General features: G+C 64.9%; 17 protein-coding genes and 1 pseudogene. 9 read left to right on the top strand and 9 right to left on the bottom strand.

Annotation, left to right across the window (positions count from 1 at the left end; genetic code table 11):
* Positions 1-59: 59 nt before the first annotated feature.
* A complete protein-coding gene (locus L0976_RS01320) occupies positions 60-965 on the bottom strand; it encodes a DMT family transporter (RefSeq protein WP_234185686.1) in 906 nt (301 codons plus the stop codon).
* Positions 966-1,341: 376 nt separating this feature from the next.
* On the opposite strand from L0976_RS01320, the gene L0976_RS01315 reads away from it, so the two are divergent.
* A complete protein-coding gene (locus L0976_RS01315) occupies positions 1,342-3,885 on the top strand; it encodes a methyl-accepting chemotaxis protein (protein WP_234185685.1) in 2,544 nt (847 codons plus the stop codon).
* A gap of 59 nt (positions 3,886-3,944) precedes the next feature.
* Here the strand turns inward: L0976_RS01315 and L0976_RS01310 are convergent, their stop codons facing one another.
* Positions 3,945-4,583 carry a DUF1176 domain-containing protein gene (locus tag L0976_RS01310; RefSeq protein WP_234185684.1) on the bottom strand — a complete coding sequence of 213 codons (639 nt, stop codon included), beginning with the start codon at positions 4,581-4,583 and terminating at the stop codon, positions 3,945-3,947.
* A 19-nt stretch (positions 4,584-4,602) separates the two neighbouring features.
* On the bottom strand, positions 4,603-5,589 hold the full coding sequence (gene moaA / locus L0976_RS01305; protein WP_234185683.1) for a GTP 3',8-cyclase MoaA: 987 nt from the start codon (positions 5,587-5,589) through the stop codon (positions 4,603-4,605).
* A gap of 200 nt (positions 5,590-5,789) precedes the next feature.
* Between moaA and L0976_RS01300 the strand changes: the two genes are divergently transcribed.
* A complete protein-coding gene (locus L0976_RS01300) occupies positions 5,790-6,164 on the top strand; it encodes a gamma-butyrobetaine hydroxylase-like domain-containing protein (protein WP_234185682.1) in 375 nt (124 codons plus the stop codon).
* Positions 6,165-6,222: 58 nt separating this feature from the next.
* Positions 6,223-8,055, top strand: coding sequence for a monovalent cation:proton antiporter-2 (CPA2) family protein (locus tag L0976_RS01295; protein WP_234185681.1), 1,833 nt, complete (start codon positions 6,223-6,225; stop codon positions 8,053-8,055).
* Between the two features lie 24 nt (positions 8,056-8,079).
* Here the strand turns inward: L0976_RS01295 and L0976_RS01290 are convergent, their stop codons facing one another.
* Positions 8,080-8,496 (bottom strand): DUF2267 domain-containing protein, encoded by a 417-nt coding sequence (locus L0976_RS01290; RefSeq protein WP_234185680.1) that lies wholly within the window; start codon positions 8,494-8,496, stop codon positions 8,080-8,082.
* Positions 8,497-8,600: 104 nt separating this feature from the next.
* Between L0976_RS01290 and L0976_RS01285 the strand changes: the two are divergent.
* Positions 8,601-9,358 (top strand): annotated as a pseudogene (locus L0976_RS01285) (IS5 family transposase).
* A gap of 13 nt (positions 9,359-9,371) precedes the next feature.
* On the opposite strand, the gene L0976_RS01280 reads toward L0976_RS01285, so the two are convergent.
* A complete protein-coding gene (locus tag L0976_RS01280; RefSeq protein WP_203319098.1) occupies positions 9,372-9,851 on the bottom strand; it encodes a MarR family winged helix-turn-helix transcriptional regulator in 480 nt (159 codons plus the stop codon).
* 46 nt (positions 9,852-9,897) lie between these two features.
* On the opposite strand from L0976_RS01280, the gene L0976_RS01275 reads away from it, so the two are divergent.
* Positions 9,898-10,806 (top strand): alpha/beta hydrolase, encoded by a 909-nt coding sequence (locus L0976_RS01275; protein WP_234185679.1) that lies wholly within the window; start codon positions 9,898-9,900, stop codon positions 10,804-10,806.
* A gap of 223 nt (positions 10,807-11,029) precedes the next feature.
* On the opposite strand, the gene L0976_RS01270 is transcribed toward L0976_RS01275, so the two are convergent.
* Entirely contained in the window at positions 11,030-12,100 is a 1,071-nt protein-coding gene (locus L0976_RS01270; RefSeq protein ID WP_203319096.1) for a GGDEF domain-containing protein, read from the bottom strand.
* Positions 12,101-12,267: 167 nt separating this feature from the next.
* The gene (fumC, locus tag L0976_RS01265; protein WP_233290756.1) at positions 12,268-13,683 is read right to left on the bottom strand and encodes a class II fumarate hydratase; all 1,416 of its coding nucleotides are present in this window, start codon (positions 13,681-13,683) and stop codon (positions 12,268-12,270) included.
* 511 nt (positions 13,684-14,194) lie between these two features.
* On the opposite strand from fumC, the gene L0976_RS01260 reads away from it, so the two are divergent.
* On the top strand, positions 14,195-16,075 hold the full coding sequence (locus L0976_RS01260) for a murein L,D-transpeptidase (protein WP_234185678.1): 1,881 nt from the start codon (positions 14,195-14,197) through the stop codon (positions 16,073-16,075).
* 4 nt (positions 16,076-16,079) lie between these two features.
* Here the strand turns inward: L0976_RS01260 and L0976_RS01255 are convergent, their stop codons facing one another.
* Both L0976_RS01255 and L0976_RS01250 read right to left on the bottom strand, forming a co-directional pair.
* On the bottom strand, positions 16,080-16,883 hold the full coding sequence (locus L0976_RS01255) for an APH(3'') family aminoglycoside O-phosphotransferase (RefSeq protein WP_370643564.1): 804 nt from the start codon (positions 16,881-16,883) through the stop codon (positions 16,080-16,082).
* Between the two features lie 16 nt (positions 16,884-16,899).
* Positions 16,900-17,574 (bottom strand): HAD family hydrolase, encoded by a 675-nt coding sequence (locus L0976_RS01250; RefSeq protein WP_234185676.1) that lies wholly within the window; start codon positions 17,572-17,574, stop codon positions 16,900-16,902.
* Positions 17,575-17,764: 190 nt separating this feature from the next.
* Here L0976_RS01250 and rpiA point away from each other — a divergent pair, with 190 nt between their 5' ends.
* The 3 genes from rpiA (at position 17,765) to L0976_RS01235 (ending at position 19,981) form a co-directional block, all read left to right on the top strand.
* Positions 17,765-18,463, top strand: coding sequence for a ribose-5-phosphate isomerase RpiA (gene rpiA / locus L0976_RS01245; protein ID WP_234185675.1), 699 nt, complete (start codon positions 17,765-17,767; stop codon positions 18,461-18,463).
* An 18-nt stretch (positions 18,464-18,481) separates the two neighbouring features.
* Entirely contained in the window at positions 18,482-19,021 is a 540-nt protein-coding gene (locus L0976_RS01240; RefSeq protein ID WP_203319091.1) for a DUF2059 domain-containing protein, read from the top strand.
* 99 nt (positions 19,022-19,120) lie between these two features.
* A complete protein-coding gene (locus L0976_RS01235; RefSeq protein WP_234185674.1) occupies positions 19,121-19,981 on the top strand; it encodes a hypothetical protein in 861 nt (286 codons plus the stop codon).
* Positions 19,982-19,991 lie beyond the last annotated feature (10 nt).

Genomic DNA, 19,991 nt, shown 5'->3' with positions numbered 1-19,991 from the left:
CTTTACGTTCCTCCATTCGATCTAGGCGCTGCGGCGCATGGCTGCAAGTGCTTAGGATGTCACGGGGATTCGGGTTTCGAGCCCTGCGCCACGATCTCGGCCCTGCGCCGGTTCTCGCGGTAGAAGGTGTAGAGGCCCGACGCGACGATGATGACGATGCCGACCGTCATCCAGAAATCCGGGAGGTCGCCGAAGAACAGGAAGCCGATGGCGATGGCCCAGATGAGGCTCGTATAGCGGAACGGCGCGATGAAGGAGATTTCGCCGAAACGCATGGCGCCGACGATCGTCTGGTAGCCGACGAGCAGCAGCCCGCTTGCCGCCGCGAGCCGGGCGAGCACGTCGAGCGACATCGGCTTCCAGCCGCCCATCGGCACGACGAGCGCGGCGCCGGTGAGGGTGATAGCGATCGCGGTCACGGCGCTGATGAAGATGGAGGGCACGTCGCTCCTGATCCTGCGCGTGGAAAGGTCGCGGGCGGCGGCGCCGACGACGGAGGCGACGACATAGATCGCCGCCATGGAAAAGCCTTCCGGGCCCGGGCGGATGATGATGAGCACCCCGGCGAAGCCCGCGGCGATGGCGAGCCAGCGCCGCCAGCCGACCTCCTCGCCGAGGAACAGCGCCGCGCCCAGCGTGACGGCGAGCGGCAGCGACTGGAGGATCGCCGACGTGTTGGCGAGCGGCATGGCCCCGAGTGCCGAGACATAGGCGAGCGAGGCGACGATCTCGGCCGAAAGGCGCAGCGCCATGGCCGGCTGCAGCACGATCCGCCAGGAACCGAGCGCGCCCAGGCTGCGGGCGATCACGAGGACGAGCACGCTCGTCATCAGCCCGCGCACGAACAGGATCTGGCCGGTGTTCATGGCATGGGTGACGGATTTGACGAGGGCGTCGTTGCAGGTGAAGGCGGCCATGGCGATGACCATGTAGAGTGCGCCCCTGGCGTTTCCGGAAGAGTTCATGCAGGTGATTCCGAGCGTGTACCTTCCCGTCATAGGCGCAACGCCCCGCGAGATCGACCGAAACAAACGGCATCGATGGCGAAAGAGCGGGCAAATGGGCGAAAAACGGGCGAAAAAGCCTCGCCCCCGGTGGCGGCAGCTCGAATTGCTGCCGCCGTTACGAAGGATTTCATTAAGCTTCGCCACCTATCGTTGCCTCATCCCAACGAGCGGTCGCATGATGCGGCGGGTGAGGGCGCGCCGCCTGATGGAAGAGCGGCAGGCGCCCCGACAGCGAAACGCCGGCCGCGCTCGCATGGCGAGCCTGAGCGGCCGCTTCGGCTTTGACAAGCACCCTGGGAAATCTTGGCCGTCATAAGAAACGTCGGGGAACCCCATGTCATTCATCGACCGCCTGCTCCAGCAGCGCCGCATCGTCACGAAGGTGCTGCTCTTCGTCATTCCTCTGGTCGCCCTCATCGCGGGCATCGGCCTTGTCGGCTACTTCACCGCGAGCACGCTGAACGGCCACATGACGGTGACGCGCGAGACGATCAGCAGCCTGTCGCACTTCCAGAACCTGCGCACCGGGCTTCAGGACTTCGTCGACCGGCCGGGGGAGGAAACGCGGGACGCGCTCACCGCGCGGATCGACGAGCAGGAGGACGGTATCCGCGACCTCGACGCGCTGCTGCCGGATGCGACGGAGAAGGCGAAGATCGCCTCCGTCGTCGCGCTCGCCGCGACCATGCGCAACCAGACCGAAACGCTCTGGGCCATCGACCAGCAGCGCAACGCCGTGACCGCCGAGCTCGAGGGCGCGCTTGCCGCCATGGCCAGGGACGGCGCCTTCGCCGAAAAGCAGATCGGGGTCATCCGCGGCGAATCGGGTGAAAAGGAAGCTTTCGCCAAGGCGCTTCTCTTCGACGCCGCCGCCTACCAGGGCCTTTCCGAGCGCATCGGCAAGTTCCGCAAGCCCGTCGCCCTCGCGATGAAGGCGGAGGACAAGGTGAAGGCCGCGGAGAACTACCTGCCGCAGCTCCTCAAGCAGCTCGGCGAATCCAGGGCGATCGCCTCCGCGAAGGCGCTGGAGCAGATCACGCCGCTCGAGGCCGAGATTACCACCATCAAGGAGATCCTCGCCGGCAGCGACGATGCGGAGGCGAAGAAGGCGAAGTTCGTGCCGGTGCTGACCAGGCTCGCCAAGTTCGACGCCGACTTCCTGAAGGAGGCCGGCAAGAATTCCGACACGGCGGCCAAGCGCTTCGTCGGCATGGACGCGGAGATCGCCCTCCTCAAGACGCTGATCACGCTGATGGGCGATACCTTCAAGGGCATCGACGAAACGCGCCTGCATATCAGCGAGCTGCACCGCAAGCTCGACCAGGCGAGCCGGGATGCCGTTCTGGCGGACGTGAAGGCCGTTTCGGCCAGTGCCGGCGAGCTTGCCGGCCTCGGTGCGAAGAACGCGGCGTTGCGCGACCTCTCGGAAAAGCTCGCCCCCTCGCTCGCCAGGATCGAGCGGGGCACGCAGGACCTCATCTCCGTCGGCGAGAAGTGGCAGGCCGCGCGCATCGCCGCCTATGCCTCGGTCGCCGATGCCAGCCAGACGCTGGAGCAGTTCGTCTCCAGCGCGCAGGAAGCCGGCAAGAAGGACAGCCAGCGCTCGGCCAACGTCTCCATCATCGCGATGGTCGCCGGCACGCTGCTCGCCATCGTCGGCGGCCTGATGCTGGTGGAAACCCTGCGCGGACCGCTCAAGCGCGTCACCGAGGCCATGTCGCGGCTTGCCAGCGGCGACCTCGACATCAGCATCGACGGCCGCAACCGCGGCGACGAGATCGGCGACATGGTGCGCTCGGTCGCCGTCTTCCGCGATGCGGCGCTGGAGAACATCCGCCTGGAGCGGGAGGCGGAGGCCCAGCGCCAGCTCACCGCCGAGGAGCAGGCCCGCCGCGCCAGCGATCGCGCCCGCATCGAGGCGGAGCAGACGGAGGCGCTGACGGCGCTGTCCGACGTCCTCGGCCAGCTTGCCGCCGGCAATCTGGAGGAAAGCATGACGGAGGCGCTGGCCGCCGAATATGTCGCGATGGCCCGCACCTACAACAATGCGGTCGAGGCGCTGCGCGTCACTCTTTCGGACGTTCGCGCGACGACGATGGAGATCAACAGCGGCACCGGCAACCTTGCCGTCTCCGCCGACGATCTCGCCCGCCGCACCGAGCAGCAGGCGGCGGCGCTGGAGGAAAGCTCGCGGGCGCTCCGCCAGCTCACCGAGATCGTCCGCTCGACGGCCGAAAGCGCGCAGCAGACCGCCGTCTCCGTCAACGAGACGCACAGCTATGCCCTGCGCTCCGGCAATGTCGTGGCCAAGGCGGTCGACGCGATGGGCGAGATCAACCGCTCCTCGGAGAAGATCGGCACGATCATCGGCGTCATCGACGAGATCGCCTTCCAGACGAACCTCCTTGCTCTCAATGCCGGCGTCGAGGCGGCGCGGGCGGGCGAGGCGGGCCGGGGTTTCGCCGTCGTCGCGCAGGAAGTGCGCGAGCTGGCCCAACGCTGCGCGGGTGCCGCCCGCGAGATCAAGGGGCTCATCTCCGACAGTTCGGCGCAGGTCCGCAACGGGGTCGCCCTCGTCACCGAGACTGGCGAGGCGCTGACGGTGATCAACCGGCACATCTCCTCGATCCACACGCTCGTCGGCAAGATCGAGGCCGCCGCTGCCGCCCAATACGAGGGCATCAACGAGGTGAACCAGGCGGTGCACCAGGTCGAGCTCATCACGCAGCAGAATGCGGCGATGGTGGAGGAGAACACCGCCGAGATCCACGGCCTGCGCCGGCGCGTGCAGAACCTCAACGAGAAGATCGACCACTTCAAGACCCGGGACCTCGACCTGCGGCAGGACGACGGCTACGGCCGGCATCATGCGGCCTGAGGATCGGACATCGCGGTTGGAGCGGCCGGGCGAAAGCCCGGCCGTTTTCGTATCGGACCTTACCTGCCCGCCTCGTAGACGACATAGCTTTCCGGAACGTCCGGCAGGGGGTCGCCGTAGGTTGGGTCGAATTCGAAGCGGGTGAGCACGAAATCGCCGTTGCGGAACACCCATTCACCGCTGTCCCAGGCATCGCCGATGCCGCGCCATGCGGTGTGGCTGTTTATCGTCCGGCTCTTCTCGTCGAAACCGGCGTTCACCAGCAGGGGCGTTGCGCGGAAGCCGCGCACGCTCGGCTCGGCTTTCAGCCTGTCCTGATTGTCGTCCGCATAGCTGTAGTCGATCTCAGGCATGGCGAAGGCGATGAGCTTCGGCGTGTCGTCATCGCTCGTCTTCAGCACGACGGCATTGCGGATATTGTAGGCGCCGGAACCGCAGAAGAGCAGGTAGAGCTCTGCCTGAACCTCTTCGCCGTCGGGATTGTAGGTGGGCTTGTAGGAGAAGCGGTAGATGGAATGGGCGAGGCCTTCCGCCCCGGGCCCGGCGATCGGAACCTCCTCCATGCCGTTCATGTCGCAGTTCTCGCCGAGAGCCGCTTTGGCGATGGCCTCGGCGGCGGCGATGCCGGCCGGGCGGTCGGCCGCGAGGCCGGGCACGGCAAGGGCGATGCAGAGGAGGGCTGCAAGAAGACGGTTCACCTGGCCTCCGTTCCGGCGATCAGCCGCCGGTGACGCTCATATGGCGGGCGACGGCCGGGCGGTTGCGGCGGTCGATGATGAAATCGTGGCCCTTCGGCTTGCGGCCGATCGCCTCGTCGATCGCCTGAGAGAGGAGGGCGTCGTCCTCGGAGGCACGCAGCGGCAGGCGAAGGTCGGCCGCGTCGTTCTGGCCGAGGCACATGTAGAGCGTGCCGGTGCAGGTGAGGCGGACGCGGTTGCAGCTTTCGCAGAAATTGTGCGTCATCGGCGTGATGAAGCCGAGGCGCCCGCCGGTTTCCCCGACCGTGACGTAGCGCGCCGGGCCGCCGGTGCGGTAGGCGTTTTCGGTGAGGGTGAAGTCCTCGGCGAGCCGGGCGCGCATTTGCGAGAGCGGCAGGTAGCGGTCCGTGCGGTCCTCCTCGATTTCGCCCATCGGCATGGTCTCGATGAGGGTGAGGTCCATGCCGCGGCCGTGTGCCCAGCGCATCAGCTCGGGGATTTCGCGGTCGTTGAAGTCCTTCAGCGCCACGGCGTTGATCTTGATTTTGAGGCCTGCCGCCTGCGCCGCGTCGATGCCCTCCAGGACCTTGGAAAGCTCGCCCCAGCGGGTGATGGTCCTGAACTTTTCCGCATCGAGCGTGTCGAGCGAGACGTTGATGCGGCGCACGCCGCAGTCGACAAGCTCGGCCGCGTGTCTTGCAAGCTGGGAGCCGTTCGTCGTCAGCGTCAGCTCGTCGAGGCGGCCGGCATGGACATGGGCGCCGAGCGCGCGCACGAGATGCATGATGTTCTTGCGCACCAGCGGTTCGCCGCCCGTCAGGCGCAGCTTGCGCACGCCCTTGGCGATGAAGGCGGAACAGAGCCGGTTCAGTTCTTCCAGCGTGAGAAGATCCTTCTTCGGCAGGAAGGTCATGTTTTCCGCCATGCAGTAGGTGCAGCGGAAATCGCAGCGGTCGGTGACCGAGACGCGCAGGTAGGTGATCGCCCGTCCGAAGGGGTCGATCATCGGCGCTTCGGATCGCGCGAGCGCGTTCGCGCCATTCCAGGGTCCTGCATGCGAATTCAAACTACGTCTCCTTTATCGACATGTCGTGCGCGGGGCGCGCTCCGTCAAGCCGATGCGGCGATTATGACAGCATTTTCGGCCTTGCGCATCCCCGGCTTGCGGCATAGTCCTTCGCGAAATCGAATGGAAAGGGATCAGGCATGAGCGACCTCTGGCCGACCGAGCTGCGTGTGTCCAAGGACCGACAGCGCCTTCTCGTCACCTTCAACGACGGTGTGAGCTTCGATCTTTCCGCCGAACTGCTGCGCGTGCTTTCGCCATCCGCCGAAGTGCAGGGCCACGGGCCGGGGCAGAAGGTGACGGTGCCGGGCAAGCGCAACGTCGCCATCATCTCCATGATCCCGACCGGCAACTACGCCGTCCGCATCGGCTTCGACGACTTTCACGATACCGGCATCTATACGTGGTCCTATCTCAGGGAACTCGGGGAAAAGGGCGCGGACCTCTTTGCCGATTACGAGCGCGAGCTTGCGGAGAAGGGCATGAGCCGCGATATTTCCGAAAAGCCGCGATGATCCACCGGACTGCCTGCCCGAGGTAGCGTCCACCCCAAACACGAACGGGAGATGCCCTTTGGCAGCAGAAGCGAACGCAAACGATCTCACCCAGGTTGTCGTGCTGCTGGCGGCGGGCGTCGCCGCCGTGCCGGTCTTCAAGAAGATCGGCCTCGGCTCTGTGCTCGGCTACCTTGCTGCGGGCCTGGCGATCGGCCCGTTCGGCTTCGGCTTCTTCTCCGATCCCCAGGCGATCATCCATGTCGCCGAGCTCGGCGTCGTGATGTTCCTCTTCATCATCGGCCTTGAAATGCAGCCCTCCCGGCTCTGGGGCATGCGCAAGGACATCTTCGGGCTCGGGACGTTCCAGGTGCTCGGCGCCATGGCGGCGCTCACCGGGATCGGGCTTGCCTTCGGCTTCCCGCTCATTCCCTCCTTCGTCGCCGGCACCGGCTTCGTGCTGACCTCGACCGCCATCGTCATGCAGATGCTGCAGGAGAGGGGGACACTCTCCACGCTCAAGGGGCAGCGCATCATCGCGATCCTGCTCTTCGAGGATCTTGCCATCGTGCCGCTGCTCGCCATCGTCGCGCTGCTCGGTACCGGGGCGGTGGCGACGGATGCGTCCGACCGCTGGCTGTCGATCGCCATCGCCATCGGCGCCATCGCCGCGCTGGTGCTGGCCGGGCGGTACCTGCTGAACCCGCTCTTCCGGGTGCTGGCGGCATCCGGGGCGCGCGAGGTGATGACGGCGGCGGCGCTGCTCGTGGTGCTCGGCTCGGCGCTTGCCATGCAGCTCTCGGGCCTCTCCATGGCCATGGGGGCCTTCCTGGCCGGCGTGCTCCTGTCCGAATCGTCCTTCCGCCACCAGCTCGAAGCCGACATCGAGCCGTTCCGCGGCATCCTGCTCGGCCTGTTCTTCCTCGGCGTCGGCATGGCGATCGACCTCTCCGTCATCGCCGCCAACTGGCAGCTCGTGGTGGCGAGCGTCGTCGGCTACATGGTCGCCAAGACGCTGCTGATCTATGCCGTTGCGCGCCTTCTCGGCACCTGCCACAGCGAGAGCCTGGAGCGCGCCGTGCTGATGGCGCAGGGCGGCGAGTTCGCCTTCGTGCTCTATGCCGCCGCCGTTGCCGCCGGCATCCTCAATGGCGAGCAGAACGCCATCCTGACGGCGACCATCATCATCTCGATGGTGCTGACGCCGCTCTTCGTCATCCTGCACGACCGGCTTGTGCCCAAGAGCCAGCCCTCCACCGAGGGGCTGACGCTGCCGGAGAATGTCGAGGGCACGGTGCTGATGATCGGCTTCGGCCGCTTCGGGCAGATCGTCAGCCAGCCGCTGCTGGCCCGCGGCTACACGCTGTCGCTGATCGACAAGGACGCGGAGTTCGTGCGCGACGCCTCGGACTTCGGCTTCAAGGTCTATTACGGCGACGGTTCGCGCATCGACATCCTGCATGCCGCGGGCGCGGCGACGGCGAAAGCGATCCTCATCTGCGTCGACGACAAGGAAGCCGCGGTGAAGATCGCGGAGGTCGTGCACGAGGAATTCCCGCTCGTGCCGCTGCTTGCCCGTGCCTATGACCGCGGCCACGCCATCGACCTCGTCCATGCCGGCGTCGACTTCCAGATCCGCGAGACCTTCGAATCGGCCCTGCTCTTCAGCCGCGAGACGCTCAAGGCGCTCGGCGAGGACGACGACCTTGCCGCCGAGGTGGTGGAGGACTTCCGCGACGTCGACCGGGAGCGCCTGGCGCTCGAAACCGTCGGCGGCATCTATGCCGGCCGCCAGCTCATCCGCGGCAATGTCCAGCCGGCCGACATCGTCGCCGCACGCACCGCGCGCGAACGGGCGGCCGCGGAAGAGGGCCGCCAGCGCCACGCGCAGGAAGAAGAGGCAAGCGACTAGGGTCCGTGGACAATAAAATCTGTTCTAAAGCCAAAAAGCACGAGCATGAGGCGGCAGTTTTTTCAGACAACGTTCGAATGCGACTTCATCTACATACTTGCGCAGAACGCAGGCAACATCATTAATTGCAGTATCAGGGGAGAAGTTGTGATTCTTGCGAAGCTGCTTCACCTCGTCTGCCATCAAGTCCCGATCCCATGATTTTTCCTGCAGCTCATTGGTGTTCCAATCGCTAACGAATAAAGCTCGGAGCATTGCAGGCAAGACTTGCACAAATGAAATCGCATCATGAATACTCAGCCTGCGCCTGAAACAAAAAAACACTCCTTGCGTAGTTGTATATGCCTGGTGTCTGGAACCCAAATTCGTTTTCATAGCGACATCTGCCAGAAAATTATCGAATTCCTTGGCCGCAAGCCTGTATTCCATTGGTATAGGCATTGGAAATCCTTAACTTTTGCCAATCGACGGCGCTGGTGTCTGTCGACACTAATGGTTTACTCGCGATCTCGTTTCTGATTCAAGCTTCCCAACTGGAGATTTGAATGGACGAAACACGGTTTGTGGTATCGGATGCGGCGTGGTCCCGCATTGAGCCCTTGCTTGTCGGCAAGCAAGGAGATCGAGGAGTAACTGGCAAAGATAACCGCGTGTTTCTTGTAGCCGTTCTGTGGAGAGTGCGTACGGGATTGCCATGGCGTGATCTCCCAACGGCGTTCGGAAACTGGAACAGCGCGTTCCGGCGTTTTCGCCGTTGGGCCAAAGCCGGGGTGTTCGAGTGACTTTTCAAAGGTATCCGGGGCATCCCGGACTTCGAATACGCGCTCATGGACGGCACAGCAGTCCAGGCTCACCAGAAGGCCAGTGGCGCAAAAGGGGGACTCAACCTCAGGCCATCGGGCGTTCGCGCGGCGGATTGACCATCAAAATCGTCGCCCTGGTCGATGCGCTTGGAAACCTGTTCGATTTTCACCTGTTGCCCGGTCAAGCCCATGACATGAAAGGGGTTGCCCCGCTCATCGACAATGTGTCGTTCGGAGCGCTGCTCGCGGACAAGGCCTTCGATGCGGACTGGCTGCTTTCAGAACTCGATCAGCGTGGCACAGCGGCGGTCATTCCACCAAAAGCCAACAGAAAGACGCAGCGCGACTTTGATCGCCATGCATACAGGTGGCGACACCTGATCGAAAATTTCTTTGCGAAGATCAAGGAATTTCGAGCAATCGCAACGCGGTATGAGAAAACTGCATGTAGTTACGCTGCAAACTGGCACCTCGTCGCAACCATCATCGCGTTAAAGTAAATGTCCACGGACCCTAATCCTCGTCCGCGACCTCATCGCCTTCCATCGCCTGGAGGATGCGGATGATGTCCTCCATGGCTTCTGCGACCTGAAGGCAGCGGTCGGCGGGTGTCTGCGAGAGGATGCGCTCGATCATGCCGGTTTGGATGGCCATTGCCTGCCGGGTCAGGTCGCGGCCGGCCTCGGTCAAGGAAAGGCGCAGCACGCGCTTGTCCTTCGCGTCGGGCCTGCGAACGATCAGGCCGCGCCGTTCGAGCTGCGGCAGGAGCATGCTCATGTTCGAGCGGCCGACGAGCAGCTTGCGGGCCAGCTCCTGCTGGGAGATGCCGTCGAAGCGGTAGAGGTTGATCAGGATGTCGAGATGCGGCGTCTTGATGCCGAGATCGGCGATCGCCCGCGTCATCGCCTGCTGCATGAGCTGGCATGCGCGCGCCACGCCGATCCAGCTGCGAAAACGCGGATGATCCCAGGGGAAGGGTTGATTTTCGTTCATCGTTGTACTTTATTGTTCAGCATTGAACATTTTTGAGATTCCCACTATGGCATCCTTTGGCTTGAAGGTCATCCGGCGCGCGCTGTCCGGCATCGCCGCCGTTTCTCCCTATGCGGCCGGCCGCGTCGCCTTCCGCCTCTTCGCGACGACGCCCGCGCGCCGGCCGCGGACGGCGAAGGAGAAGGCGCTGTTCGCGCGCTCGCAGGGCTGGATGCGGCAGGCGCAGCGCGTCGAACTCTCCTTCGCCGGCGGGACGGCCGTTGCGCATCGCTTCGCCGCGCGCGACCACGCGGCGTCGGCCGGGCGCGTTCTCGTCGTGCATGGCTGGGGATCGCGGGCGGCCTATCTTGCCGCCCTGACGGAGCGGCTGGTCGCCGCCGGGCATGAGGTGGTGGCGCTCGACCTGCCGGGGCACGGCGCCTCGCGCGGGCGCACGCTGACGCTGCCGATGGCCGTGCGCGCCATCGATGCGGCCTGGCAACGCTTCGGCGGGTTCGATTATTTCTGCGGCCATTCCTTCGGCGGCGCCTCGCTCGCCTGCGCGGCGAGCGGCCTCGTGCCGTCGGTTCCCGCACACCGGCCGCGCCGGCTCGTCACCATCGGCTCGCCGAGCGAGATGAGCTGGCTGTTCAAGGACCTGGGACGCCTGCTGAGGCTTGGGCCGCCGGCGCAGGCAGCGCTGGAAGGGCATGTCGAGCATATCGCCGGCGCGCCGCTTTCGGCGTTCGATGCGGCGCGCGGGGCGGGGCGGCTCGATGCGCCGATCCTCGTCATCCATGCCGAGGACGACAAGGAGGTGCCGGCGTTGCATGCCCGGCGCTACGCCGCCTCAGGGGCGAACGTCACGCTCGAATGGGCGAACGGCCTCGGCCACCGCCGCATCGTCTCGGCCGAGCCCGTCATCGAGCGCATCGTCGATTTCCTGGCCGAGGACAGGCGGCGCATCGCCGCCTGACAGCATGGTCAGAAGGGCTGGATCCAGATGAGGCTGCTGACCATCAGGGCGGCGATCATCGTCATTTCGAGAAATCCGGTTTGCATGGCACGTACCTCCTTTTGCCGTGGAAACGCTCGGATGCCGCCACGGTTCCGCCGAATTCCGCGATGGGAGAAGTTTCGTTGCCAAAATGCAAAACGGCGCCGCAGGGGCGCCGTTTCGGGACAGGTTCGGGAAGGCCTTACTTGCGGTAGATGAGCCAGCTCTTGACGAAATCCTTCTTCATGCCGTCCTCGAAAGGCATCGTCCTGTTCCGGCCGCCGTTCTTGGCGCAATAAAGGGCGATGTCGGCCTTGGAATAGAGTTCGCCCGGGCCTTCCGCCCAGGAGGCCATGCACAGGCCGAGCGAGATGGTGATGGGGCCGTAGTTGACGCCGGTCTTGGAATTCTTGAAGGGCGTGTGCTCCAGCGCGATGCGGATGCGCTCGGCGATCGCCATCGCCTCTTCTTCTGTGTTGCCTTCCACGATCATGGCGAACTCCTCGCCGCCGGTGCGGGCGACGAGGATGTCCTTGCGCACATTGGCGCGGATCAGGCTGCCGACGGAGGCGAGGATCTTGTCGCCGACCGGGTGGCCGTAGGTGTCGTTGATCTTCTTGAAATGGTCGATGTCGGCGAGGATCAGCGCGGTGACGTTGCGCGACATCGAAGAATTGTAGATGGCCGAGAGCTTGTCGTCGAAGGCGCGGCGGTTGGAGAGCTGCGTCAGCGAATCGGTGTTGGCGATGCGCTTGTACTCGTCCAGCTCCTTGCGGACGTTCTCCATCTCGAGCGATTTCTGCGTGACATTCTCGACCATCTCCTTGCCCTGGGTGATGGTGTCGCCGGTGGCCTGCGTGAGGACGCCGATGACGCTCTTGATGATGTCGACGCTTGTGGCGTTCTTGCCGTTGATGCGCACGAAGGTCTCGTCGAGCAGCCTGTTATAGCTTTCGAGCGACGTCTGCTCCTGCCGCAGAAGGCGCAGCAGGCCCTCCAGTTCGCCGACGATCTTGGTGTGCACGCCGTCGATGGCGGTTGCGCCGTGGTGATGGCCGAAATATTGCGCGCCGATCTCGTCCAGTTCCTCCTGCGAGGCCTTGCTGCCAAGGGCAGCCAGTTCCCGCGTCAGCTTGGGATTGGAGCCGATATAGGCTTCGTAGAACAGCTCGTAATTCCGCGGGATGGGAGAAACGCCCATTATGCGCATGGCGTAAGTCACCTGTGCCGCGATGTCCGGCACCTGGACCTTCTGCGCAACTGCCGTGTTCATATCGGCTGCTCCTGATTCCGTTCGTTGACACCCATCCCGTAAAATACCGCGAAAATGCTTTGGGAAAGATTAACGGTTGTGTGTGCCGTAGCGGAAAGCCTTATGAAAAAAGGCCGCAAATCCAACGATCTGCGGCCTTCCGGTCGTTTATATTCAAGGAAACTTCTTCAACCCGGCATGATCATCTTTTCCGGGCGCACAACCTCGTCGAACTCCTCGTTCGTGACGTAGCCGCCGCCGACGGCCTCCTCGCGCAGCGTCGTGCCGTTCTTGTGCGCGGTCTTGGCGATCTTGGCGGCGTTGTCGTAGCCGATCTTCGGGGCGAGCGCGGTGACGAGCATCAGCGAGCGGTCGAGCGCGGCCTTGATGTTGTCCTCGCGCGCCTCGATGCCGGTCACGCAATTGTCGGTGAAGGAGATCGCGGCGTCCGACAGGAGCTGGACGGATTGCAGGAAGTTGTAGGCCATCAGCGGGTTGAAGACGTTGAGCTCGAAATGGCCCTGGCTGCCGGCGAAGGTGAGGGAGGCGTGGTTGCCGAAGACCTGGGCGCAGACCTGGGTGAGGGCCTCGCACTGGGTCGGGTTCACCTTGCCGGGCATGATGGACGAGCCGGGCTCGTTTTCCGGCAGGGCGAGCTCGCCGAGGCCGGAGCGCGGGCCGGAGCCGAGGAAGCGGATGTCGTTGGCGATCTTGAAGAGCGCAGCGGCGGCCGCGTTGATGGCGCCGTGCGAGAAGACCATCGAATCATGGGCGGCGAGCGCTTCGAACTTGTTCGGCGCGGTCTTGAAGGCGATGCCGGTGATCTTCGCGATGTGGTCGGCGACCTTTTCCGCAAAGCCGACCGGGGCGTTGAGGCCCGTGCCGACGGCGGTGCCGCCCTGGGCGAGCTCGCAAAGGCCCGGCAGCGTCAGCTCGATGCGCCTGATGGAGGAGGCGACCTGCGCGGCATAGCCGGAGAATTCCTGGCCGAGGGTCAGCGGGGTGGCGTCCTGCGTGTGCGTGCGGCCGATCTTGATGATGTGGTCGAAGGCCTTGACCTTGGCTTCGAGCGCGGCGTGCAGGTGCTTGAGCGCCGGCAGGAGGTCATGGACGATGCGTTCGGCGCAGGCGATGTGCATGGCCGTCGGATAGGTGTCGTTCGACGACTGGCTCATGTTGACGTGGTCGTTCGGGTGCACCGGCTTCTTGGAGCCCATGACGCCGCCGAGCATCTCGATCGCCCGGTTGGAGATCACCTCGTTGGCGTTCATGTTGGACTGGGTGCCCGAGCCTGTCTGCCAGACGACGAGCGGGAAATGATCGTTGAGCTTGCCGTCGATGACTTCCTGCGCGGCTTCCGTGATGGCCTTGCCGATGGCCGGGTCGAGGCGGCCGAGCTCCATGTTGGCGCGGGCGGCGGCCTGCTTGACGATGCCGAGGGCACGCACGACCGAAAGCGGCTGCTTTTCCCAGCCGATCTTGAAGTTGCCGAGCGAGCGCTGGGCCTGCGCGCCCCAATAGCGGCTGTTGTCCACTTCGATGGGGCCGAATGTATCCGTTTCCGTGCGCGTCGATGTCATTGTGCTTCCCGCTTTAAAGCCCATGCGCTCCGTCCTGCCGCCGGCGATGCCGCCGCATGGGACGCGGCAGGCCGGGCGAGCGCGGGCCGTTCGGGAAGGGCCGCGCCGGCGCGATAAAATCGCGCAAATCTCTGGCCCATCTCAGACCCGGTTGCAAGGGCGGAATGGCGGCGGAAGGCGAGACTTTCGGTTAAAATCGATTAGGCGCCGGATGCGCTCCGGCGAAGGTGCGGCGGGCCGATCCGCGGCTGTGCTTTTTCCATCACAACTGCGCGCACAAATTTTTTATGCTTTCCGATGGCCGTTCTTCCGAAACCGGCCATACGCAAGAAAATCCGCGTCAATTCAAATTTTTACGGGGAGCCGCGCGTCCTTTCCGCAAGGGTCCGGCATGACGGTTTCGTGAGGCGCGGAAGGGCCGGCGGGCCGGGGCGTTTCCTTTTCATTCACCATCCTTTCCTATAACTTACCGGCCTGCTGGTTCGGGCGCCACCAGAGGCCGCGACATGCGGTTTATTCGGGGAATGGAATATATATGAAGCTGACAAAGACTGCCGTGCTGGCCGCTGCGCTGGCTCTGTCCTGCGCCACCATCACGCTTAACGCCGCGCCCGCAAATGCCATTACGCTGATGGATATCCTTCGCGGCGGCAAGAAGAAGGAGCCGAAGCGCGAGGAACTTCCGGGCGTGCAAACCGGCGTGATGATGCCGAACGCCGAGGCGAGGCAGGCGGCAAAGCCGCTGCCGCGCGTGACCGGCCCGCAATACTATACCTACAAGGCCGACGCCCTGAAGCGCGTCGCCGTCGACAAGCTGGCCGACCCGGTCGTGACCAGCTCGATTTCCGCCGACGTCGTACCGGCCGGCGATTCCGGCGTTCGCGCCGCCTTCGCCACGGTCAACGTGCGCACCACGCCGGATGCCGCCAAGGCGGTCGAGGCGTTCTACGGCGATCACAAGAAACTCGTCTGGGTTGAAGGTGATGGTATCAACGAGAAGGCCAAGGCCGCCATCGCCGTGCTGGCCGATGCCGCTTCCGTCGGCCTCGACCCCTGGGATTATGCGGTGCAGATTCCGTCTGACGGCTTCGACCGCGCCGACATGAACAGGCGCTACAACGAGCTCGCCACCTTCGAGATCGCCCTGTCCTCGGCCGTCGCGACCTATGTGCAGGACGCCGCGCGCGGTCGCATCGATCCGAACCGTATTTCCGGCTATCACGATTTCAAGCGCAAGGACGTCAACCTCGTCGCGGCGCTGAAGAACGTGGCGCTGAGCGGCAACGTCAAGGCCTATCTGGAAAGCCGCTCGCCGGCCAGTGCCGAGTTCCAGGCGCTGAAGGCCGAGCTCGCGCGGCTGCGCGCCGAGACGGAAGGCGGCGACCGCGTGGTGATCGCCGAAAACACGCTTTTGAAGCCGGGCCAGAGCAATCCCGAGCTTGCCAATATCGTCAAGGGCATCGTCAAGCACGGTTCCGATGCGCTGAAGACCGACCATTCCGTGACGATTGCGAGCTATACGGGCACGCCGGACTATACGCCGGAGTTGGTTTCGCTCGTCGAGGCCTTCCAGAAGGAAAACGGGCTGAAGCCGGACGGCGTCGTCGGCAAGGCCTCGATCCGCAAGCTGACGGGCGGCGATTCGGTCACCGACAAGATCGCCAAGCTCGAAGTGGCGCTTGAGCAGGCGCGCTGGTTGCCGGTCGATCTCGGCCCGCGCCATGTCTTCATCAACCAGCCGGCCTTCATGGTCTATTACCATGAGGATGGTGCGGAAAAGTTCTCCATGCGCACGGTCGTCGGCTCGAAGTCGAACCAGACCTATTTCTTCGAGGACCGCATCCAGACCGTGGAGGTCAATCCGTACTGGGGCGTGCCGCAGTCGATCATCATCAACGAGATGCTGCCGAAGCTGCGCAACGACCCGTCCTATCTCGACCGGATGGGCTATGAGGTTGCCGTCGGAGGCCGCGCGGTGCCCTCGTCCTCGGTCAACTGGAACGGTTCGACGGCGGGCGTTTCCGTGCGCCAGCCGCCGAGCGGCGACAATGCGCTCGGCGAATTGAAGATCCTCTTCCCGAACAGCCACGCCATCTACATGCACGACACGCCGTCGAAGAGCTTCTTCAAGAAGGACATGCGGGCGCTCAGCCACGGCTGCGTGCGCCTTGCCGAGCCGCGCAAGATGGCGGCGGCCGTGCTCGGTGTCAGCGAGGCGGATGTCGGCAAGGAGATCGCGGCGGGCCGCAACAAGGCGCTGAGCGTGAAGGCGGACATTCCGATCTACATCGCCTATTTCACCGCCTGGCCGAACAAGGACGGCGCGGTCGAATATTTCGACGACGTCTACGGCCGGGATGACTACATGCGCAAGGCCTTCGCCGCCACGCGATCGGCACGGCAGGTCCAGGGCTGATTCGTCAGCCCCAGGTCAGCGGGTCCAGCCTGAGATAGAAATCGAGGCGCTCCCTGTCGGGCGCCTCGATCTGCATCGTGGCGAAGAGGATGTCGAAGGCGCTGCTGGCCTCGTCCTCCGTTCCCCAGGTCTCCCGCGCATTGGTAAGCATCAGCGTCAGGTCGGCATAGCGATCCGCCGTGCCGAGACGGCCGAGATCGATCAGGCCCGTGCAGCGGAGCGTCGCCGGGTCCACCATGAAATTCGGCATGCAGGGATCGCCGTGGCAGACGGCGCGCTCCTCCGCTTCCTGCGCCAGCCGCAGGGGCAGTTCGGCCTCGACACGCGCCAGCAGATCGCGTGCCGGCACGTCCCTGTCCTCCGCGGCCAGGAAATCCGGATTGACGGCGCCGCGCGCCACCACGTCGGCCGCTCGTGCGACCATGCCGGAAAGGTCTTTCGTGAAGGGGCACCCGGCAACGGGCAGGGCGTGAAAGGCGGCAAGGCTTTCGGCCATGGACGGCCAGGCTTTCAGGAGGTCCGGGCCGGACAGCGTTGCTGCCGGAACGCCCGGAAGCGCGCTCATTGTCAGGCAGGCGCCATCGTCGTTCGCGTGCCAGCCGAGGGGGGCGGGGCAGGCGATGCCCTTGCCGGCAAGCCATTGCAGCCGGTCCCGTTCGCCGGCAAGCTCGGCTGCGCGCGGGCCCTGCGCCAGCTTGGCGTAGCGCTGCCCATCGATGCTGCGAAAGACGCGATCGCCGGATTCGCCCTGATGTGCGGGTGTCCAGCCGGACCGGGTGTCGAGCAGGGTTTCGGTCCAGTCCAACAGGCACTCCCCGGCAAGGTCAGCGAGCGATGAGCCGCTCGACGAGATCGGGCGTCAGCTCGTCGAAATGGGCGATGACGTGGTTCGGTTCTAGCTCGGCGACCGGCACGTCGGAATAGCCGAAGGGCACGCCGATCGACGGGACGCCGGCATTGCGGGCGACGAGCATGTCGTTGAGGCTGTCGCCGATCATCACGGTTCGCATCGGATCGGCCTCGGCGCGGCTGATCGTGCCGAGCAGGTGCTCGGCATCCGGCTTGCGGACGGCGAAGGTATCGCCGCCGGTGATCGCCGAAAAGCGGGCGGTGAGGCCGAGGCCGTCGACGAGGCGGCGGGCAAGGCCCTCCATCTTGTTCGTGCAGACGGCAAGCCGGTAGCCCGACGCGGCGAGGCGGTCCATGGCATCGGTGAGCCCCGGATAGGGCACCGAGACGCCCGGCATGGCATCCGCATAGTGCTCGACGAAGACGGCGAGCATGCGCTGCAGCTCGGCATCGGTGATCTCGCGGCCGCGCAGCGCGAAGGCGCGCCTGATCATCACCTGGCCGCCATGGCCGACGAGATGGGTGAGGTCCCCATAGCCGACGGGCTCCAGCCCTTCGAGGCCGATCGTGTGATTGAGGCTCGCCACGAGGTCGTGCGCCGTATCGATGAGGGTGCCGTCGAGGTCGAAGACGACGAGAGGAGCGGACATGGCATACCTTGGGAATTGAAGGGACAGGCTTCTCGGTATGCGATGGCGGCGGCTTTTGCAATCGGCTTGTCGGCCGCAGCGCGGGCGGCGATTTTGGCTTTCGTTTGCCATTCAGGGCGTGTAAGTGTCTCACCGGAAATCCGGCCGCTTCGCGCGTGCCGGCGGGTACTCGTTGAGGGAGTTTTGGGGCATGGACGCCCGTGAAATGAAGATCAGGGCCGCCGAGGCCGCGCTCTCCTACGTGGAGGACGGCATGCGCCTCGGCATCGGCACCGGCTCGACCGCCGAGGAATTCGTGCGGCTTCTCGCCGAACAGGTGGCGGGCGGCCTTCGCGTCGAGGGTGTTCCCACCTCCGAGCGCACGGCGCGGCTCTGCGTCGAACTCGGCGTGCCGCTGAAGTCGCTGGACGAACTGCCCGAACTCGACCTCACCATCGACGGCGCGGACGAGGTGGACGGCAGGCTGCGCCTCATGAAGGGCGGCGGCGGCGCGCTGCTGCGCGAGAAGATCGTCGCCAGCGCCTCGCAGCGCATGATCGTCATTGCCGACGAAAGCAAGGTCGTCGAGACGCTCGGCGCCTTCAAGCTGCCCATCGAGGTCAATCCGTTCGGGCTTGCGGCGACCCGCATCGCCATTGAGAAGACGGCCGCGCGCCTCGGCCTTTCCGGCGCGATCACGCTGCGCGCCTCCGGCGACGGCACCTTCACGACGGACGGCGGACACTACATTCTCGACGCATCTTTTGGCCGCATTCCTGATGCAGATGCGCTCGCAAGCAACCTCAATGACATACCGGGCGTCGTCGAACACGGCCTCTTCATCAACATGGCGTCGCTGGCCATCATCGCGGGACCCGCTGGTGCGCGCACGCTGACGGCAAAAGAATAGACAGGAGCACAGACCGACATGATCAAATTTTCTGGTTTCGGCCGGACCCTCGCGGTGACCCTCATCGTTTCGGCAGGCCTTGCCGGCGCCGCCAAGGCGCAGGAGGTCACGGAAGAGCAGATCAAGACCGCGCGCGCCGCCATCGACGCCATCGGCGCGACGAGCCGCTTCGACGACATCCTTCCGGGCCTTGCCTCCCGCGTGAAGTCGACCTTCGTGCAGGCCTCGCCGAACCATGAGCAGGAAATCAATGCCGTGGTGGACGAGCAGGCTCTTGCGCTCGCTCCACGCCGCGCCGATCTGGAGAAGGAAGCCGCGACCATCTACGCCAAGACCTTCACACAGGAAGAGCTCAAGGCCATCGCCGACTTCTATGCCTCGGCGGCCGGCAAGAAGCTTCTGGCCGACGGCCCGATCGCCACGCGCGAAGTCATGAAGGCCGCCGAGATCTGGGCTGCCGGCGTCGACCGCGACCTGCGCACCGAAAGCGGCAACAAGCTCGACAAGATGCTCGGCGCCAAGCCCGCCGAGGGCGGCGACGCGCAGCCGCAGCAGTAATCGACAAGCTGAAAAGGCGGCCACCGGCCGCCTTTTTCATCCGCAGGCCGTTTTGGCCAATGATGCGATTTAATCCGTTGCGCCCGGTGTCTTTTCGCCATGATCTTGTCCTATGGGGCCGACCGTCTTCTTGCGGAAAGCCGGTTTCATGACTGCTTGGTCTTCGCCGCCGAGGAACTGCTCGCCACCCATCAGGAAATCCCGAAGGAGGTGCGCTATCTTTCGGACCTGCAGAAATGGCTGCTCAGCCAGGCGACTCTCGCGCTGCACTTCGAACACCGGCTCGATCCCGCGCGCCCGCCGATTTCACCGACGAACCTCCTGCGCTTCCTTGCCGGCACGCCGATTGCCAGCCGCAACACGGTTCTCGCCTTCCTGAACGAGATGCGTCATTACGGGCTTGTCGAGCAGATCGCCTGCGCGGACCGCCGGCAGCGGATGTTCCGCGCAAGGCCGTACACGGAGGACCTGATCCGCCGCTGGTACGGCACCCATCTCGAAGCGCTCGATCGCATCGACACGGCAGGACGTGCCGCGCGCCTGCGGGACGATCCGGACCTGATCGTCTATGCCCAGACGCGGATGGCGCGTCTCATGCTCTCGTCACGAGGCTGGTGCCATCCGCCAGCGTCCGTGGGGCTCTTCACGCGCGCCGAGTCGGGCAGCAACGTGCTGCACGAACTTGCCGCCCGGGCGCCATGGCATCTTCCGGCCGGGCGGGTGTGGATAGGACCGGTGTCGGCGAGCGGCGTCGCCGCCCGCTATCGCATCTCGCAGAGCCACACCGCGAGGATCCTGGCGGCGGCGCGCGGCGCCGGCCTGATCGGCTGGGAATTTCCGGGAAACAGGGGGAACTGCTGGGTCTCGTCGGACTTCGTGATCGATTACCGGTCCTGGCAGGCGTTGAAGTTCTCGGCGGTCTCCGAGGCGTTCTCGCAGGCTGTCGCGCGCGCCGGATAGGCCGGGCCGC

The sequence above is a fragment of the Shinella sp. NM-101 genome (assembly GCF_021401195.1).
Classification (GTDB): domain Bacteria; phylum Pseudomonadota; class Alphaproteobacteria; order Rhizobiales; family Rhizobiaceae; genus Shinella.
The sequence above is the reverse complement of the archived record's forward strand: the minus strand, read 5'-3'. Positions and strand labels throughout refer to the sequence as shown.

What these genes read in the sequence shown, in the direction of transcription:
- L0976_RS01320 (WP_234185686.1), bottom strand. Translation starts at nt 965, where the DNA reads ATGAACTCTTCCGGAAACGCCAGGGGCGCACTCTACATGGTCATCGCC.
- L0976_RS01315 (WP_234185685.1), top strand. Translation starts at nt 1,342, where the DNA reads ATGTCATTCATCGACCGCCTGCTCCAGCAGCGCCGCATCGTCACGAAG.
- moaA (WP_234185683.1), bottom strand. Translation starts at nt 5,589, where the DNA reads ATGATCGACCCCTTCGGACGGGCGATCACCTACCTGCGCGTCTCGGTC.
- L0976_RS01300 (WP_234185682.1), top strand. Translation starts at nt 5,790, where the DNA reads ATGAGCGACCTCTGGCCGACCGAGCTGCGTGTGTCCAAGGACCGACAG.
- L0976_RS01290 (WP_234185680.1), bottom strand. Translation starts at nt 8,496, where the DNA reads ATGCCTATACCAATGGAATACAGGCTTGCGGCCAAGGAATTCGATAAT.
- L0976_RS01280 (WP_203319098.1), bottom strand. Translation starts at nt 9,851, where the DNA reads ATGAACGAAAATCAACCCTTCCCCTGGGATCATCCGCGTTTTCGCAGC.
- L0976_RS01275 (WP_234185679.1), top strand. Translation starts at nt 9,898, where the DNA reads ATGGCATCCTTTGGCTTGAAGGTCATCCGGCGCGCGCTGTCCGGCATC.
- L0976_RS01270 (WP_203319096.1), bottom strand. Translation starts at nt 12,100, where the DNA reads ATGAACACGGCAGTTGCGCAGAAGGTCCAGGTGCCGGACATCGCGGCA.
- fumC (WP_233290756.1), bottom strand. Translation starts at nt 13,683, where the DNA reads ATGGGCTTTAAAGCGGGAAGCACAATGACATCGACGCGCACGGAAACG.
- L0976_RS01260 (WP_234185678.1), top strand. Translation starts at nt 14,195, where the DNA reads ATGAAGCTGACAAAGACTGCCGTGCTGGCCGCTGCGCTGGCTCTGTCC.
- L0976_RS01250 (WP_234185676.1), bottom strand. Translation starts at nt 17,574, where the DNA reads ATGTCCGCTCCTCTCGTCGTCTTCGACCTCGACGGCACCCTCATCGAT.
- rpiA (WP_234185675.1), top strand. Translation starts at nt 17,765, where the DNA reads ATGGACGCCCGTGAAATGAAGATCAGGGCCGCCGAGGCCGCGCTCTCC.
- L0976_RS01240 (WP_203319091.1), top strand. Translation starts at nt 18,482, where the DNA reads ATGATCAAATTTTCTGGTTTCGGCCGGACCCTCGCGGTGACCCTCATC.
- L0976_RS01235 (WP_234185674.1), top strand. Translation starts at nt 19,121, where the DNA reads ATGATCTTGTCCTATGGGGCCGACCGTCTTCTTGCGGAAAGCCGGTTT.